Here is a 17,810-nt window from a genome sequence, read left to right as displayed (position 1 = left end):
GGGCGGTCAGGCGAGACCGGTGATCGTGGGCAGCATGTCCTGGAAGGTGCGGCCGTGGCAGGGCTCGCCGATCGCGTTCATCTTCCAGGTCTCGCCGTGCCGGTAGAGGCGGGCCATCACCATGGCGGTGTGGGCGCCGCCGCCGGTCAGCGTGTAGCGGGCCAGCTCGCCGCCGTCGATCTCGTTGACGAGGCGGCAGAAGGCGTTCTCCACCTCGTTGAACGTCTGCCCGTTGAAGGAGCTGACGGTGAACACCAGCGAGGTCACGTGCACGGGCAGCCGGGCCAGGTCGACGATGACGGACTCGTCGTCGCCGTCGCCCGCCCCGGTGAGGTTGTCGCCGGTGTGCCGGACCGAGCCGTCGTCGCTGACCAGCTTGCCGAAGTAGACGACGTCGGCGAGGTTTCCGTCGGCGAAGAGCACGCAGGAGGCGTCGAGGTCGATCTCCCGTTCCCGGGAGCCGAAGAAGCCCTTCTTCTTCACCGCGTCCCAGCCGAGTCCCATCCGGACCATGCTGAGCGCACCGCCGGGCTTCTCCAGCGATATCCGCTGGCCCTTCACCATTGAGACGGTCACGGCCGTCGCCTCCTCGCTGTTTCTGAAGGCACCCCGAACATGGTGCGGGCACAGCCTTTCAGCCGATCCGCTCCTTGTCATCCGGTTCACGACTCAGGTGTCGCAGGCGATGCCGTCACCGTCACGGTCCAGGTCGTAGATGTCGCTGCCCACCACGCGGACGGGGCCCGCCACGTAGCCGGGGCCGTCGCCGCTGCCGCCCGCGCAGTCGACGTCGCCGGCGATCGGCACGCACGCGCCGGTGTAGTTGGGGTCGCACCGCCGTGCCTGCTTCGTGCCCACCGCGATGACGCGGGTGACCGCGCGCCTGGTGACCACCGCGCGGATCAGTTTCCGATCCGTCTCCACGCCATTGGCGACGGTGACCTCATAGATGAGGGTCCTGAGTCCGGCGGCCCCGCGAGTGCGCACCTTGGTCGCGCCTTTGGCGAGGGACGCGTCGTTCACCTTTCTCGTCCTGAACGGGATCTTCCGCGTTTCCGTGACCGTGCGTTTCACCGCCGTCGGAGTGGCCGGAGAGCTCGCGCTCGCACCGGTGGACGGGGACGTGTTCGCCACGGCTTTCGACGGACCCGCCTCGACCGGGGCCTTTTCCGTCCCGCAGGCGCCGAGCGGCACGAGCGCGGCGGACGCCAGCACAACAAGAATGGCGCGCCTCATGAATTCCCCCCATATGTAGGAGGAAATCGTCCGCCCGTCCGTTAATCCGCGTCAATGGCATCGGCGAAGAATCCCGGGCCGGATCCGGCCCGGGATTCTTCGCCGATGCCGTCAACCGATCCGGGCCCCGAAGACCTGGAGGGCCTCGGTGACGGGCTGGAAGAAGGTGACGCCGCCGGTCCGGCAGTCGCCGGAGCCTCCGGAGGTGAGGCCGAGCGCGGTGCCGCCGGCGAACAGGGGGCCTCCGCTGTCGCCCGGCTCCGCGCACACCGTCGTCTGGATCATGCCGGTGACCGTTCCCTCCGCGAAGTTCACGGTGGCGCCCGTAGCGGTGACGCTGCCGGAGTGGACGCCGGTCGTGCTGCCGCTGCGGAACACGCGCTGGCCGACCACGGCCTCGCCGGCCTCGGTGATCGGCTGCGCCCGGCCGTTGTAGAGGTCGACCGCGCTCTGGCCCGCGGCGCCCTGCTCGGTCTCGACGAGCGCGAAGTCGTTGCCGGGGAAGTCGCTGTCCACCGTCGTTCCGAGCGTCTCGGCGCCCTGCTGGTCGGCGGCCCAGGTCCGCACCTCGTTGCCGCAGTGCCCGGCGGTGAGGAAGAAGTCCTGCCCGCCGCGCTCGACGTTGAAGCCGAGCGAGCAGCGCGCCCCCTGGCCGAAGATCGCGTCGCCGCCGAGGGCGAGCGTGTGCAGGCTGCCCGGGATGCGGACCATCCGGACCGCCGCCCCCATCCGGCGCGCGGTGCGCTGGACGGCGGCCATCCGCGCGCCGGTGACCGTGTCGTCCGTCCACACCGTGACCTTGGACGTCGCGGGATCCACGGCCCATCCGGTGCCGGGGATGTCCGAGAACGCGCTGCGCAGGGCGCCGGTCACTCTCCTGAGGGCCGCCGGGCTGCGCTCCGCCATCTTCGGGACGGCCCCCGCGGCGCGTACCGCAGCGGCGTCGGTGGCGTTCGTGACCGTGACGACGGGGCGTCCCGACGGGTCGACGTAGGCGCCGGTCGTGCGGTCGCCGAGACGGCCGGCGATCCGGGCGGCCTTCGCGGCTGCCTGCCCGGTGGCGGGCCGCCCGGCGCGGGCGTCGCCCGCGAGCCTGGCCTCCTGGCCGCCGGACCGTCCCTCGGCGTGCACGACGTACAGCGAGCCGGCCAGGAGCCCGGCGGATCCGGCCGCCACCGCGGTCGTCGCGACCGCGGTGCGCAGCCGACTGTTCCTCACGCTCTTCCGGCGCCTCATGAACCCTCCCGGTTCCGGGGTGTCGATCTACGCGTGGGGATACGCGCCCCGGCGGGACGGAGTTCAACGCGGCCCGGATTCCGTCCGGCATGCCGCCGGGCCGGGGGGCGCGTCCGCTCCCCCGGCCCGGCGGGGCATGATCAGCCGCCCAGGCGGACGGCGCCGCTCGCCGTTCCTCCCTTCGCCGCCTCGAAGGCCACCGTGAGGGTGCCGGTCGCGCCCGGCACGGTCACGGTGGTGGTGCCCGCGCCGCGGATCCGGACCTCCTTGGTGCCGAGCAGCTTGCCGTCCCACACGTGGACGTGCGCGGTGCCCGGCCCGGTCGCCAGGAGCCTGACGGTGGTCGAGCCGCCGGAGACCGCCGGCCGTCCCACGATCTTCGCCGTGTCCGAGCGCGGCGCCGCGGGACCGGCGGCGAGCGGGACGCCCGTGCGCACGGCCTGGATGATCGACTCAGGCGCGTTCACCGACCGCGTCGCGTCGGTCGGCATGACCGGCGGCGGGGGCGTGGTCGGCATGCCCGAGGGCGGGGTGTGGCCGGGCAGGGACACCAGGCCCCACCGGTACGGGTCGCCCTGGACGCCGTTCCAGGTCGACCAGCCGATCCGGGTCTGCCCGGTCTTGTCCTGGGTGTCGGAGTCGTAGACGAAGACGTTCAGGCCCATGCGCCGCGGGTCCACCGCGGTCGGCAGCGCGGTGAACGGGATCTCCGCCTCGACGACGTACCCGTCGTAGGGGTCGGCGACCGTCGAGGCGACCCGCATGCCGGGCGCGGTCTCCTCGCCGGGGCCCTGGCGCGCGTCAGCGTCGCGTTCGAAGCACGGCTTCCCGTCCGACATCTTCGGGAAGATGCCGGTCTTGAACGTGGTGGAGGTGTTCTCGGAGTCGCCGCGCGGGTCGATCCCGATCTCGACCGAGTCGGTGCGCCAGTGCCGCTTGCAGTCGTCGGCGCCGAGCACCGTGCCCTGCTTGTCGTCGCGGACCTTGACCAGCACGTGCAGCGCCTTGTCGGTCCAGGTGACCTTGCCGGTGGCCGAGCAGTCGTCGGCGGACTCGCAGGCCGTCCCCTCCCAGCGCCGGGACAGGTTCAGCTCGGGCCCCGGGTACTCGCCGGGCGACTCCTTGCCGTCGACCGCGGGCGCGGTGGACGCCTTCGGCAGTTCGGCCGTCGGGACCAGTTCCAGGGCGCCGTTCTGCACGTCGGCGTCGCCCGAGGAGGAGGTCGTGGTGATGGTCAGGTCGTAGTCGCCGTCGGTCCCGCCCTGGTTGGAGGTGGGCAGCGACGTGTCGGTGTTGGTGACGGTGAAGGTGGCCGAGCCCGTCTTGCCCGCGTCGAGGGAGTAGGGCTTGGACGCGGCGTCGGCGGTGAAGCCCGCGGGCAGGGTCAGCCTGACCGTGCCGGACTGCGCCGAGGCGGTCGTGTTGGACAGGTCCACGCGCACCTGCCGGGACGCGCCGGACGCCAGCGTGAGCACCCGCTTCACCTGCCCCGTCAGTGCGGGGACGCCCGTCCTGCCCGCCCAGGTGTCGAAGTCCGAGACGCGGGGCAGCGGTTCCAGGACGCCGGTGACGGCGGGCTGGACCTCCACGGACGTGGCCGTCTGGCCGGTGGCCGAGCCGCCGGCCAGCGTCGCCGAGAGCTGCGCGCGCCCGGCCTTGACGCCGGCCGGGGGCGTGACGGTGAAGGTCGCGGTGCGCTCGGCTCCGCCGACCGTCCCCAGGTCACCGGAACCTGTCACGTTCCAACCCGTGGGGACCGCGAGCGACGCCTTCGCCGCCCGGAGCCGCTCGGGCGAGCTCGCGTGCGCGGTCACCTTGAAGGCGCGTCCCGCGGTCACGCCGAACGCGTCCGTCGTCAGCCAGAACCGGCTGCCGAGCGGGAGGCCGCCCTTCGCGGGCACCACCGCGCCTTCGAGCATCGCGGACGGGTCGGTGTTGCCGAGCGTGAACGGGACCCGGCTGTGGATCTGCCGGAAGTAGTCGCAGCCGATCTGGGCCGGATCGGACGGGACGTCCGGGAACCCGCCCCAGCCCTGGCTGACGTACGTCCGCTGGGCCTCGCGCTCGACCTGCGCCCACGTCTTGCCGCCGTTGCGGGCGGACGCGCGTCCTCCCCACACCCCGTAGGCGAGCGACGCCGCGGCGGACGGCGTCCCCTTGGCGGCGCAGCCGGAGCCGACGGGCCCCGACGCGCCGCCGGTCTGGAACAGGCGTCCCGGCGCCCAGGTGCTCAGCCCCTCGCCGCCGAGCTGCGCGGGGTAGGCCTTCGGGTCGGCGGCGGCGAAGTAGGCCTCGGTCGCGAGCCGCGCGGCCTGCTGGTGGTTGCCGTGCTGGCCCGGAAGCGGGGCGGGGACCATGGTGACGATCACCTTCGGCCGCGTCTCGCGGACGAGCCGGACGACCTTCTCCAGGGTCTTGTCGTGGTCCCAGGTCTCGGCGGTGAGCGGCGTGCTCACCGTGTAGTAGAAGTCGACCTTGTCCAGGTAGTGGATGTCGTTGACGCCGGCCTTGCCGACGGCGCGCCGCTCCTCGTTCTCGCGGAGCAGCCCGAGTGCCGGGCCCTCCTCGGTGCCGGAGGCGTTGCCGCCGCCCTCGCCGCGGGTGACGGTGAGGACGCCGATCTTCGCCTTGTCGTACTCGTTCCACTGTCCGAGCGTCGACAGTGCGCCGGCCTCGTCGTCGGGGTGCGCCCCGACGAACAGGACGTCGAGCCGGCCGTCGGCGGAACCGGACCCGCCCGGGCCGGCCGCCTGCGCGGGCGGGCCCGCGAAGGCGACGGACATGGCCGCGAGCGCGGCGGACAGGACTGCGGGTAGGGCGAGTCTTCGCATGAACTCTCCTGTTCTTTCCCTACTCCTTGACGGCCCCCGAGAGCATTCCTGCGATGAACTGGCGCTGCAGGAAGACATAAACGATCACGATGGGCGCGGCGATGATCAGCGCGCCCGCCATGAGCAGTGAGTAGTCGGTCTTGTGGGTGCCCTGGAAGAAGGACAGCCCGAGCGGCGCGGTGCGCAGCCCCTCGTCCGAGTTGACGATCACCAGCGGGAGCAGGAACTCGTTCCAGGTCCACATGGTGGTCAGCAGCACCATGGTGAGGATGGCCGGGCGGCCGACCGGCACGAGCACGCGCCACAGCGTCGTCCAGCCGGACGCTCCGTCGAGGCGCGCCGCCTCCAGCAGCGACCGGGGGACGCTGCGGAAGTAGGCGCGCATCCAGAACGTGCCGAACGCCACCGACATGGCCACCTGCGGGAGGATGAGCCCGGCGTAGGTGTTGTCGAGCCCGGCCGACCTCAGGTCGAAGTACAGCGGGACGACGATGGCCTCGGTCGGGATCGTCAGCCCGGCCACGAACACCAGGAACAGCACGCCGGAGCCGCGGAACCGCATGGTGCCGAGCGCGTAGCCCGCCATGATCGACAGCACCGCGGCCGTGACGACGGTGACGACGGTGACGATGACGCTGTTGCGCAGGTAGGTGGCGAAATGGCCCTCGCGCCAGGCCGTGCCGAACGTGGACAGGTCCGCGTGCGGCAGCTGGAGGGCCTGCGCGACGACCCCGACCATCGGGAACACCGCGATGACCGAGAAGACGACGAGGATCGCGTGGTTGACGAACCGTTCCGCCCGGACGTTCATGCGTCCTTCCCTTCCACGAGCCGCCGGACGCCGGCCGTGACGGCGAACGCCAGCACCGCCAGCGTGACGCCGATCGCGCAGCCGAGGCCGACCTCGCCGGTGTTGAACGTGCGGTTGTAGACCTCGTAGGCGGGGACCTTCGTCGCGTCGCCCGGCCCTCCGGCGGTGGCCATGTAGATGAGGTCGAAGTTGCGGATCGCCATGATGGTCGTCAGCGTGAGCGCCACCGCCAGCTCGCGCCGCAGCCCGGGCAGGGTGACGGCGAAGAACTCGCGGACGGCCCCGGCGCCGTCGATCCGCGCGGCCTCGTACAGCTCCCGCGGGATCTTCTGCACCCCGGCGAGGAACAGCACCATCGCCAGGCCGATCCCCACCCACGTCCCGACGGCCCCGACCGCGGGCAGGGCGAAGGTGAAGTCGCCGAACCAGCCGCGCCGCCAGTCCGGCAGGCCGACGGCGTGCAGCCAGCCGAGGACCGTGTTGACCGGCCCGTCCGCGGAGTACACCCACTGCCATGCCACGGCCACCGCCACCATCGCGACGACCTGCGGCAGGAACAGCACCGTCCGGAAGAACGTCAGGCCGCGGACCTTCGTCCGCGACATGGCCGCGACCAGCACGAACGCGATGCAGCACGGCAGCACCGAGTAGAACAGGATGAGGACGAGCAGGTGCCCGAACGCGCCGCGCAGCGACGGGTCGGTCCATGTGGCGGTGTAGTTGGAGAACCCCGCCCACGTCGCCTCGCCCAGGCCGTCCCAGTGGTAGAGGGAGAACTGCGCCCCCCGCGCCAGCGGCCACAGCAGGAACGCGCCGTAGACCAGCAGGGCGGGCAGGGCGTAGAGCCAGCCGATCCGGCCGGGCTCCCCGGGGGCCCCGGAGAGGGCGCGTCCCTGCCGCCGTGCCGCGCGCGGGGCCGATGCCTCGCGCCTGGACTTGGGGGTCTTACGCCGCGCGACGGTCGTCATGTGCGGGCTCCTTGGTCGTGCGTCCGGCGCCGTCCCGCTCCCCGGCCGCGCCGCAGGCGAGGCGCGGCCGGGGGCGGGTAAGGCCGATCCCTACTTCTTCTTCTGGAAGGCGGAGTAGTCGTCCTGGGCCGCCTTCATGACCTCGTCGGCCGGCTTGCGCCCGGCGACGAGCTCCTGCAGCGGACCGCCGAACGCGTCGGCGAAGGTCGGCGTCGCGTAGTCGAGGTACGGGGTGATGCCGTCGTTCTTGCTCAGCTCGCCCCACGCCGTCGCGACCTCCTTCAGCAGCGGCCCGGCCGGCTGCTTGGAGGGCGCGGCGAGCGCCGGCAGGTTGCCGGTCTCGACCGAGACGTCCATCGCCTCCGGGGAGGTGATGAAGTTGATGTAGGCGGCGGCGACGTCCGGGTTCTTGCTCTTGGACGTGATCGACCAGGGCAGGCTCTCGCCGCCCATCGTCGCCGACGGCGACCCGGCCTGCGCCGGGGGCGGCAGCATGAAGCCGACCTTGTCCTTCATCTTGTCGTTGAGCTCGGAGGCCCACCAGGTGCCGCCGAACATGAACACGCCGTCGCCCTTGGCGAAGTTGACGGGGGTGTCGTCCCACTTGACGGCGTTGGCGTCCTTGGTGAAGTAGCCCTTCTTCGACCAGTCGCCGAGCTTCTGCGCCGCCTGGACGTTCGGGGCGTCCGTCCAGGAGCCGCCGCTGCCGAACACGAGCTTGCGGACGGCCTCCTTGTCGGCGACGCCGTCCTGGAGGATGCCGTACAGCTGCATCGCGGGCAGCTTCTCCAGGTTGCCGAACGCGATCGGGACCTCGCCCTTGCCCTTGGCCGTGGCGAGGGCCTGGTCGAACTCCGCCCAGCTCTTCGGCGGCTGGACGCCGAGCTTGGCGAGCTTCTCCTTGTTGTAGTAGAGCCCGACGATCTCGCCGTTCAGCGAGACGCCGTACAGGTTGCCGGACCCGATGAGCTTGCCGTCCTGGGTGACGCTGTTCAGGTCGGTCAGGCCCTTGGGGTAGCGCTTGCGCCACCCGTAGACCTGGTCGTAGGAGTCGAGCGGGAGGAGCATCCCGGCCTTGACGTACTGCGCCATGGACGCGTAGCCCTGGTTGGCCTCGACGACGTCGGGCGGGCTGCCGCCCGACAGCGCGAGCCGGAGCGTCTTCTGCAGGTCGCTGAACGACCGCGACACCCGCTTGATCTTCACGTTGGGGTACTTGGCCTCGAAGCGCTTGTTCAGCTCCTCGATCTGCTTCTTCTGCCCGCCCTGGACCTCCTGGTCCCAGACGGTGAGGGTCACGTTCCCGGCCTTGGCCACGTCGGTGCTCACCGCGGCGGGCGCCTTGCTCTCCGGCTTGTCGCCGGACGAGCCCGGGGCGCACGCCGCCGCGAGCAGGGTCGCGAGGGCCGCGGCCGCCGCGGCCGCTCCTCGCCTCGTCAGTGTCGGCATTGCTACGGCTCCCTATTGCTTTCTGTCCTGCTGCGTCCGCGTCGGTCGGGGACGGCGCGCTAGTGGTCGGCCCGGAGGGTGGGTTCGGCCCGGACGACCGTGTCGGTCGCCGAGTCGGGGATGAAGTCGACGACGAAGGCGTACGGTTCGAGGGCGGACTCGGGCACCTCGCCGGACTCGCCGAACGCGGCGATCTCCCCCCAGCACGGTGCGCCGAGCGAGCCGCTGCGGTGCCGGACCGACAGGCCCGCGCACAGGTTGGCGAACCGCAGCCGCTCCGCGAGCGGGAGGCCGGCGAGCGTCCCGAACAGGAACCCGGCGCCGAACACGTCGCCCGCTCCGGTCGCGTCGAGCGGCCGCACCGGCAGGGCGTCGGTCTCGGCGACCTCGCCGGTCGCCGAGTCGATCGCGATGGCGCCCGCGCCGCCGCGCTTGACGACGACGACCGGGACCCGCCCGGAAAGGGCGCGGGCCGCGTCCTCCGGGGTGGTCGTGCGGGTGTAGGCCATGGCCTCGACGGCGTTGGGCAGGAACACGTCCACGTGCTCCAGCCGGTCGAGGACCTCGCTGGACCACGTCTCGGTGGCGTCCCAGCCGATGTCGGCGAACACCGCGGCGCCCGCCCGGCGCATCTCCTTCGCCCAGCCCGGCACCGGATGCTCGATGTCGACGAAGCAGGCGCGCGCGGCCGGCGGCGGGGAGCCGAGCACCGCCTCCGCGTCGCCCGTCTCGCCGGGATCGAGGTCCGGCAGGGGCCTGGCGTAGGTGACCATGCTGCGGTCGGAGTCGTAGGCGAGCGACACCGTGACCGGGGTGGGCCAGCCCTTGATGCGGCGGGAGTGCCCGAGGTCGATGCCCTCCTGCTCGGCGAGCGTCCGCCACAGGTAGGAGCCGAACATGTCGTCGCCGAACGGGGCCGCGAGCCCGACCCGCAGGCCGAGCCGGCTCATCGCCACCGCGATGTTGGCGGCGCCGCCGGGCGCCGAGCCGAGCCCCTCGGTGAACATCTCGGTCCCGGGCGGCGGCAGCCCCGGCAGCCCGGTGAAGATCATGTCCATGAAGACCTGGCCGCTCAGGAAGACGTCCAGCCCGGGCGCCGGGCCGGGGTCGTCCCCGCCGCGCAGCAGCTCGCCCGCCGGGACGCGCTCGGTGCACGGGTCGGCCAGGGAGGGCTCGGGCGGCTGCCCGGGGGCCGCGGCCTCGCCGGTCGCGGGACGGTCCACGGGCGGGCTCCCGTCCAGGATTTCCACTGTCATGACGACTCCTCACGGGAGAAGACGGCGGCGACCTCGGGGATCCGGTCGATGTAGCCGTCGAGCAGCTGCCGGCCGATCCGCGCCGAGTCGACCAGGGGGTGCAGGGCGAAGGCCTTGGCGGCCTCGGTCCGCGAACCGGTCACGGCCGCGCCGACGGTCAGCCGCTCGACGGCCTTGACCTGCTGCATGAGCCCGGCCTGGTGGAGGTCGGGCTGGTCGAGGGGAAGCGGGTGCACGCCGCGGGCGTCGACGGTGACGGGCACCTCGACGACCGCGTCCGGGGGCAGCGCGGTGACGGTCTCACCGTTCCGCACGTTGAGGATCATGCTGGCGGGCTCGTCGCGGCTGATCGCGGCCATCACGTTCAGCGCGACCCTGGCGTAGCCCTCCTCGGCGGGGTCGATGCCGGAGTGGTCGTCGAGCGCCTCGCCGGTCCGGGCGCCCTTCATCTCGGCCATGTAGCTCGCGCTGCGGGAGGCGACCGTCTCGCGCCACAGCTCCATGGCCGCGCCGCCGGACGCCGCCGCGATCCGCTCGTAGAACGCCTCCTGCTGCTTGAGCAGGAACTCGCCGCGCGTCTGCGGCGCGTCCAGGGTGGCGCGGACCGCCTCCCGGTTGAAGTAGTAGTAGTACAGGTACTCGTTGGGGATGAGGCCGAGGTCGCGCAGCCATTCGCGGCCGAAGACGACGCCCTCCTCCAGGTTCCCGAGCAGGTCGTCGTCGGCCAGCAGGCGGGGCAGGACGTCCTCGCCGTCGTGCAGGACGCGGCGCATCCAGCCGAGGTGGTTCAGGCCGACGTAGTCGAGCCGGATCCGGTCCGGGTCCAGGCCGAGCGCGGCGGCCACCCGCATGCCGAGGCCGGACGGGGTGTCGCAGATCCCGAGCACCCGGTCGCCGAGGACGCCCTGCATCGCCTCGGTGATCATCCCGGCGGGGTTGGTGAAGTTGATGACGTAGGCGTCCGGCGCGAGCGCCTTCACGCGATGCGCGATGTCGAGCATCACGGGGATGGTGCGCAGCCCGTAGGCGATGCCGCCGGGGCCGGTGGTCTCCTGGCCGAGCACGTTCAGGTCCAGCGCCACGCGCTCGTCGCACACCCGCCCCCGCAGGCCGCCCACCCGGACGGCGGCGAAGACGAAGTCGGCGCCTTCCAGCGCCTCGTCGAGCCCGGTGCTGGTGAAGACGCGCGGCGCGTCCTCGGCTCCGCCGGCGAGGGCCGCGAGGACCTCCGCCATCCCCGCCAGCCGGCCGGCGTCGGAGTCCTGCAGCCAGACCTCCTCGATGCGCGGGGAGCCTGGGTCGCGCAGCAGGGCCTGGTACACGTAGGGCACCCGGAACCCGCCACCGCCGAGAATGGCCAGCTTCATGCGATGTACACCTTTCCGCCCGCCTCCCGGCAGACCTCCAGAGTCCGGGGGTCGGCCCCGGCCGTCGTGACCAGTGCGTCGACGCGGTCGAGCGAGCACACCCGCAGCGAGCCGGTGCCGGGGAACTTCGCCTCGGAGGCGACCAGCACCACCCGGTCCGCCGATTCCAGCATCGCCTGCTTGATCGGCGTCTCGACCTCCATGTCGTCCATGACGTGGCCGTCGGGCCGCACCCCGGTGCAGCTCAGGAACACCAGGTCGGCACGGACCTGGCGGAGCGCGGTCTCGGTGAGCGAGCCGACGAGCGAGAGGTAGTTGCGCCGCACGACGCCGCCGAGCAGGCACAGCCGGACGGCGTCGTCGTCGCGCAGTTCGTCCAGCACGGCCAGGTTGGCGGTGATGACGGTGACGGGACGCCCGCGCAGGTGCCGGGCGAGGAGCCGGGTGCTGGTGCCGATGTCGAGGACCACGACCATGTCGTCCTCCACCAGCTCCGCCGCCCGTTCCGCGACCGCCGCCTTCTCGGCGCTGTCGTGCTCGGCCGACGCCGCGAACGAGATCTCCGGCGCCGCCGGGCGCGGGGAGAGCGCCGCTCCCCCGTAGGTGCGCAGCAGCTCGCCGTTGCGGTCGAGCACGTCGAGGTCGCGGCGGATCGTGGACTCGCTGACCTGGAGGGTCTCGGCCAGCTCCCGCACGGAGGCGGCGCCCTTGGCACGCAGGGACGACACGATCTGCGCCCGTCGGATGCTCGATGTCACGCGGTGGAACGTAACACCGCTGCTCGACATCCGTCATCACCCCGGCGGAAACCTGCGCGAAGTCCGTCATTCACTTCTCTGACGTGCGCGGATCCGGTCAGGGGCCCAGTGAAGTCAGCGGTCGCTGTCGAGGGCCCGGAACGTTCCACAGGCACCGGGGCCGGAGCGTCCGGGGCGGCGCGCCGGTTGTCAGGACCCAGGGTCAAACCGAGACAAAAAGGGCTCTTGACCGGTGCATAATTTCGACCTTAAATCATGATGTGAAATAACGCGCGTGCTCTGAGGGCCCCCGCTCACCCCCCACGCGAAGGAGATGCGCATGCATCCCGTCCCACCCCGAGAGCCGTCCAGGAGAGCCTGGCCGGCCGCCGTCTTCACCCTGCTGCTCGCCGTCGCGCTCGCCGTTCCCGCACCGGCCGGACGTGCCGCAGCGGCGGCCTGCGGCTCGTCGGACGCGGCGCTGAACCGGCCCGCGACCGCCTCTTCCACCGAGAACGCGTCCTTCCCCGCCTCCGCCGCCGTCGACGGCGATCCCGCGACCCGCTGGTCGAGCGCCTTCGGCGATCCGCAATGGCTCCAGGTCGACCTCGGCACCGTCCAGGACGTCTGCCAGATCGTCCTCGCCTGGGAGAGCGCCTACGCCACGGCCTTCCAGATCGAGGTATCCGACAACGCCACCGGCTGGACCTCGATCTACTCCACCGCGAACGGCACCGGCGGAACCCAGACGGTCAATGTCGCCGGCAAGGGCCGCTACGTCCGCGTGTACGGCACGGCCCGCGCCACGCAGTGGGGATACTCGCTGTTCGGGCTTGCCGTGCACACCGGCTCCGGCGACGGCACGCTCCCCGGCGGGGGCGACCTCGGGCCCAACGTCCTGGTGTTCGACCCGTCCATGAGCGCGTCCGACGTCCAGAGCCGGATCGACGCGGTCTTCCGCGAGCAGGAGAGCAACCAGTTCGGGACGGCCCGGTACGCGCTGCTGTTCAAGCCGGGCGGCTACAACGTCAACGCCCGCATCGGCTTCTACACCTCCATCGCCGGCCTCGGCCGCGATCCCGACGACGTCACCGTCAACGGCGGCGTCACCGTGGACGCGGGCTGGTTCGGCGGCAACGCCACGCAGAACTTCTGGCGGTCCGCCGAGAACCTGTCGATCACGCCGTCCGGCGGGTCGGACCGGTGGGCGGTGGCGCAGGCCGCGCCGTTCCGGCGCATCCACGTGCGCGGCGACCTGAACCTCGCCCCCACCGGCTACGGGTGGGCCAGCGGCGGCTACATCGCCGACTCCAAGGTGGACGGACAGGTGCAGCCGTACTCGCAGCAGCAGTGGCTGACGCGCGACAGCCGGATCGGCGGCAACCTCAACGGCGTGTGGAACATGGTGTTCTCCGGCGTCGAGGGGGCGCCCGCCCAGAGCTTCCCGAACCCGCCCTACACCACCCTGAACACCAGCCCCGTGACCAGGGAGAAGCCCTACCTGTACGTCGACGCGTCCGGGGCGTACAGCGTCTTCGTCCCGGCGCTGCGGCGCGACTCGCGCGGGACGACCTGGGCAGGCGGCTCCACGCCCGGCTCGTCCATCCCGCTGTCGCGGTTCTACGTGGCCAGGCCGGGCGACTCGGCCGCCACCATCAACGCCGCGCTGGGGCAGGGCCTCAACCTGCTGCTCACCCCCGGCGTCTACCACCTGGGGCAGACGATCAACGTCACGCGTCCGGACACGGTGGTGCTCGGCATCGGGTACCCGACCCTCGTCCCCGACAGCGGCGCGGCGGCGATGAGCGTGGCCGACGTCGACGGCGTCAGGCTGGCCGGGATGCTGTTCGACGCCGGGACGGCCGAATCGCCGGTGCTGCTCCGGCTCGGCCCCGACGGCGCGGGCGCCGACCACTCCAGCGACCCCGCCTCGGTGCAGGACGTCTTCTTCAGGATCGGCGGCGCCGGGCCGGGGAAGGCGGCCACGAGCCTGGTGGTGAACAGCGACGACGCCCTGCTCGACCACATCTGGGCGTGGCGCGCCGACCACGGGAGCGGCGTCGGCTGGACGGTCAACACCGCCGCCAACGGCGTGGTCGTCAACGGCGACGACGTCACCGCCTACGGGCTGTTCGTCGAGCACTACCAGAAGTACCAGCTCGTCTGGAACGGCGAGCGCGGCAGAACGGTCTTCTTCCAGAACGAGATGCCGTACGACCCGCCGAACCAGTCCGCCTGGCGGAGCGACTCCCCCGGCGGCTACGCCGCCTACAAGGTCGCGGACTCCGTCACCGCGCACGAGGGCTGGGGGCTTGGCAGCTACTGCTACTTCAACGTCGACCCGTCGATCGTGGCGGCGCGCGGCTTCGAGGTCCCGGACCGGCCGGGCGTGCGGTTCCACGACCTGCTCACGGTCTCGCTGGGCGGCAACGGGGTCATCCGGCACGTCGTCAACGACACGGGCCCGGAGGCGTCCGGCGCCGGCACGGTCCCGGCCAACGTGGTCGCTTATCCCTGATCCGCTCTGACACTGCGGGCCCGCCTCCGAGCGGCCCGCAGTGTCAGAGGTGGTGGACGAGGTCGGGCAGCATCTCCGGGCCCGCCGGGCCCCGCAGCGCGAAGACGAACAGGGTGACCGGCGCGTCGGCACCGTAGGCGGCGACCGCGCGGTGCGTGCCGTCCAGGAGCAGCCTCCGGCCGGACTCCGCGCGCAGCACCGGAAGGACGAGCTGGACGGGCTCGGTCTGGGCGCGGAAAAGCGTCCCGAAGTCGTCGAGCTTCCGCCGCCGGTCGCGCTCCCAAAGGACCGTGCCGCGCGCGGCGTCACGAACGCGCAGCGGCTCCGCCCCGGGGTCGCGCCACTCCGCCTGGCGGCCGCCGGGACCGGCGTACCAGACGGTGAACAGGTCGCCGAGCACGTCGCGCGAGGAGCCGAAGTACTCCTCGACGGCGAACCCGGACTCGCCGTCCAGCGTGAGCTGGGCCCTGATGTGGGTGGTCAGGAAGGTGTCCGCGAATTCGGTGACGTTGATGGTTCCTCCCAGGCGTCGTCACAGGCGCCGCCGGATGCGGTCGGCGCGTTCTCTGAGCTCGGTGGCCTCGTCCGGGCGGCCGGAGAGTTCGGCCAGGCCGGTGAGGAGCGGGATCAGCCTGGGGTGCTCCGGCCCGTACCGCTCCTCGTAGATGCGCCGCGCTCTGACCAGGGCGCCTGCGGCGGCGTCCGCGTCGCCCATCGCGGCGAGGACGGGCCCGTGCCTGGCGAGCACCTCGGCGACGTAGGGATGGCCGGGACCGTAGAGGCGCTCGTACAGCTCGCGGCCCCTCCGCAGGATCGCGTCCGCGGTGCCGGTCTCGCCCAGGCGGGCGAGCGCCGTCGCGTGCAGGGTTTCGGCGGCGACCGTCGTGGGATGCTCGCCCAGGCTCTCCCGGAACGCCCGGGCGACGCGCCGCAGCAGCCGCTCGGCGGCGGCGTGGTCGCCCAGCGCGCACAGCGCGGTGGCCTCGGCCCTGTGCTGCTCCATGATCTCGAAGTGCTCGTCGCCGTAGCCGCGCGCCAGGTTCGCGGCGGCTCCGGCGGCGCGGCGGGCCTCCCCCAGCTCGGAGAACTCGATCAGCAGGCGGCACCGCCACACCAGGAACGGGAAGAGCGCCGGATCGTCGGGGCCCGCCGTCTCCGCCCGGACGCGCAGAGCCGTGTCCATGGCCGTCCGGGCGGCGGCGAGGTCCGCGAGCCTGTACAGCAGGACGCCCTGGCGGAGCTTCGTCTCCGCCCACTGGGGGCTGCCGCGTCCGTACGCGCGTTCACGCAGCGCCAGGGCCGTTTCCAACGGCTCGCGCGCCTCGGCGTAGCCGGCTCGTTCGATCAGGTAGGACCCGGCGCGGTGGAGCAGGTCGCCGAGCGCTCTCTCCGTCCTGGACGGCGGGCGGTCTTCCCCGTCGCCCTGCTCCCGATGGCGGGCCTGGACGGCCAGGACGTGGGGCAGGAGCTCCGCGCACGTCCCCCACCGGCCGCTGTCCGCGACGTCGCGGGGGAACCGCCGTTCGAGCAGCGCCACGGCGGCCTCCAGCCACTCTTCGGCGGATTCGGTGTCCAGCCGGACGGCGGTCTGCACGAGGCGGTGGACGTGCAGCCGACCCGCCTCCGCGGTGACCAGGGAGTACCGCGCCAGCCGCTGCACGGCCAGGTCGTGCTCGACGAGGTCGTCCGCCAGGTGCGCCAGCCCGCCGGGCAGCGGCACCGCCGGGTCGAGCAGGTCGCGGGGGATCCCGACGGGGGCGAGCATCGCCCACAGGCGCATCAGATCGAGCGCCGCCGGCAGCTGCTCCCCCGCCCGGGCGAGCAGCAGGTTCCAGGTCATGGACACGGGCTGGACCCGGTCGTCGGGCCGGAAGCGCGACAGCACCCGGCCGAGCGAGTCGTCCAGCAGCCGCCGGTAGGTGCGCAGCGGCACGGCGGCCTGCCGGCAGTAGGCCGCGGCGTGCGCGAGGGCGAGCGGCAGACCGCCGAGCACCCGGGCGATCTCGCGGGCCGCCTCGGGGTCGTCGTCGCCGGTCCCCTCGCGCAGGAACCGCTCCGCCGTCGCGGGTGCCATGGGACGCACCTCGACGCGGCCGCCGGGATCGATCAGCCCGCCCCAGTCCGACCGCGCGGAGGTGAACACGACATGCCCGGCGCGGCCGGCGGGCCAGTGCTGGACCGGGCTCCCTCCGGCGCCGGGCGCGGCGTCGGCGTCGGCGTTGTCGTAGACCAGCAGCCAGCGGTCGTCGCCGCGCAGCGTCCGCCACAGTTCGGCGACGACCCGGTCCGCGTCGGGCTGCTCGCGGACGCCGAGCGCCGCCGCCAGCCCGAGCAGCCCGTGCCGCAGTTCGACCGCGCTCTCGGCGTTCAGCCACCACACGATGTCGTAGCACCCGCCGTAGCGGTGGGCGTACTCCGCGGCCAGGGCCGTCTTCCCCACGCCGCCGAGGCCCCACAGGGCGACGGCGGTCGCGCCGTCGGGCGCGTGCCCGCGGGTCAGGGCGGCCCGCACGCGGCGCGTCAGCTCGTCGCGGTCGACGAAGCCCGGGTCGGGCGGAGGGAGGTTGCTGACGCGGGGGCCGTCGCCGGGGAAGCGCACCCCGTGCCGGGAGGGGCGCCGGTCCGGTCCGGGAGCCGGGGCGGCGGCGTCGAGGGCGCCGCGGGCGGCGAGCCCGCGGACGATGACCGCGCACGCCGCGCTCTCCGCCATGCCTTCGATGTCGATGGCGTCCGCCTCCGCGTCGCCCGCGCAGGAGTCGACCCGGACCTCGATCCGTCGTGCGCCGTCCCGGCCGTCACTCCGGGACTCGTCCCCGCGCTGGGCGATCTCGCTCGTGGAGGAATGAACGACCAGTTCCCAGGTCTCCCCGGCTGGAGCAGCGGGCGGCGAACCCCACGGGCGCATCTCGACATGCGCGGGAGTGGCGAGGGAGACGGCGGCAGCCACCCACTCCGCGTACGCCGAGTCGGCCGGATGGTAGGACACCGCCACCGTGCGCCGGGGCGGGGCGGGTTCGCCGGGCTCCCTGGCCGGTGGCAGCCGCCGCGTCCGTTCGTGCAGGAGCCCAAGGTACGTGCCGCCGCCCGTGACGAGGGAGCTGAACAAGCCGAGCGCGAGGGGACCCGCTCCTGCGGACGGCGGGACCTGGGCGGCGAATCCGGCATAGGTGCCGAGGCCGACGGTCAGCCCCGCCGCGGCCGGGACCCGATGCACGGCCAGGGAACGGGGCCGCCCCCACAGGCGCCGCCGTCTCGCCGGTCGGTCTCGCAAGCTCGCTCCCGTCCGCCTGGCCGGCCGTGGCGCCGTCTCCCGAAGCGCCCGGCAGGGCACGTCCATGAGACGCGGCAGGGACAGGGATCGGTTTTTCGGTCCCCCCGATACCCGGGGACGCGAAATGATC

13 protein-coding genes are annotated in these 17,810 nt (G+C 72.8%); 1 reads left to right on the top strand and 12 read right to left on the bottom strand.

Annotated features, from left to right (window positions below; all coding sequences use genetic code 11):
- Positions 1-6 precede the first annotated feature (6 nt).
- The 10 genes from ABD944_RS25535 to ABD944_RS25490 all read right to left on the bottom strand — a co-directional run bounded on the left by ABD944_RS25535 (position 7) and on the right by ABD944_RS25490 (position 11,912).
- Positions 7-576, bottom strand: a complete 570-nt coding sequence (locus ABD944_RS25535; RefSeq protein WP_345180622.1) for a TerD family protein — start codon at positions 574-576, stop codon at positions 7-9.
- A 93-nt stretch (positions 577-669) separates the two neighbouring features.
- Positions 670-1,236, bottom strand: a complete 567-nt coding sequence (locus ABD944_RS25530; RefSeq protein ID WP_345180620.1) for a G5 domain-containing protein — start codon at positions 1,234-1,236, stop codon at positions 670-672.
- A 111-nt stretch (positions 1,237-1,347) separates the two neighbouring features.
- Positions 1,348-2,454 carry a S1 family peptidase gene (locus tag ABD944_RS25525; RefSeq protein ID WP_345180618.1) on the bottom strand — a complete coding sequence of 369 codons (1,107 nt, stop codon included), beginning with the start codon at positions 2,452-2,454 and terminating at the stop codon, positions 1,348-1,350.
- A gap of 158 nt (positions 2,455-2,612) precedes the next feature.
- Positions 2,613-5,303, bottom strand: a complete 2,691-nt coding sequence (locus tag ABD944_RS25520; RefSeq protein ID WP_345180616.1) for a sugar-binding protein — start codon at positions 5,301-5,303, stop codon at positions 2,613-2,615.
- A 19-nt stretch (positions 5,304-5,322) separates the two neighbouring features.
- Entirely contained in the window at positions 5,323-6,114 is a 792-nt protein-coding gene (locus ABD944_RS25515) for a carbohydrate ABC transporter permease (protein WP_345180614.1), read from the bottom strand.
- Positions 6,111-7,082, bottom strand: a complete 972-nt coding sequence (locus ABD944_RS25510) for a carbohydrate ABC transporter permease (protein ID WP_345180612.1) — start codon at positions 7,080-7,082, stop codon at positions 6,111-6,113. The genes ABD944_RS25515 and ABD944_RS25510 overlap by 4 nt, the downstream gene beginning before the upstream one ends.
- Positions 7,083-7,172: 90 nt before the next feature.
- Entirely contained in the window at positions 7,173-8,531 is a 1,359-nt protein-coding gene (locus tag ABD944_RS25505; protein WP_345180609.1) for an extracellular solute-binding protein, read from the bottom strand.
- A 59-nt stretch (positions 8,532-8,590) separates the two neighbouring features.
- Positions 8,591-9,787: a carbohydrate kinase family protein gene (locus ABD944_RS25500; protein WP_345180607.1), complete on the bottom strand. Its 1,197-nt coding sequence runs from the start codon at positions 9,785-9,787 to the stop codon at positions 8,591-8,593.
- Entirely contained in the window at positions 9,784-11,154 is a 1,371-nt protein-coding gene (locus tag ABD944_RS25495; protein WP_345180605.1) for a 6-phospho-beta-glucosidase, read from the bottom strand. The genes ABD944_RS25500 and ABD944_RS25495 overlap by 4 nt, the downstream gene beginning before the upstream one ends.
- Positions 11,151-11,912 (bottom strand): DeoR/GlpR family DNA-binding transcription regulator, encoded by a 762-nt coding sequence (locus tag ABD944_RS25490; protein ID WP_345180603.1) that lies wholly within the window; start codon positions 11,910-11,912, stop codon positions 11,151-11,153. Before ABD944_RS25490 ends, ABD944_RS25495 begins: the two co-directional genes overlap by 4 nt.
- A 319-nt stretch (positions 11,913-12,231) precedes the next feature.
- Between ABD944_RS25490 and ABD944_RS25485 the strand changes: the two genes are divergently transcribed.
- Positions 12,232-14,409: a discoidin domain-containing protein gene (locus tag ABD944_RS25485; RefSeq protein WP_345180601.1), complete on the top strand. Its 2,178-nt coding sequence runs from the start codon at positions 12,232-12,234 to the stop codon at positions 14,407-14,409.
- 43 nt (positions 14,410-14,452) lie between these two features.
- Here the strand turns inward: ABD944_RS25485 and ABD944_RS25480 are convergent, their stop codons facing one another.
- Both ABD944_RS25480 and ABD944_RS25475 read right to left on the bottom strand, forming a co-directional pair.
- Positions 14,453-14,809: a hypothetical protein gene (locus ABD944_RS25480; protein WP_345180598.1), complete on the bottom strand. Its 357-nt coding sequence runs from the start codon at positions 14,807-14,809 to the stop codon at positions 14,453-14,455.
- Between the two features lie 132 nt (positions 14,810-14,941).
- Positions 14,942-17,623, bottom strand: coding sequence for a tetratricopeptide repeat protein (locus tag ABD944_RS25475; protein WP_345180596.1), 2,682 nt, complete (start codon positions 17,621-17,623; stop codon positions 14,942-14,944).
- Positions 17,624-17,810: the final 187 nt, after the last annotated feature.

Source organism: Actinomadura verrucosospora (assembly GCF_039540335.1).
Lineage (GTDB): Bacteria > Actinomycetota > Actinomycetes > Streptosporangiales > Streptosporangiaceae > Spirillospora > Spirillospora verrucosospora.
This window is presented reverse-complemented; position numbering and strand designations above follow the sequence as displayed.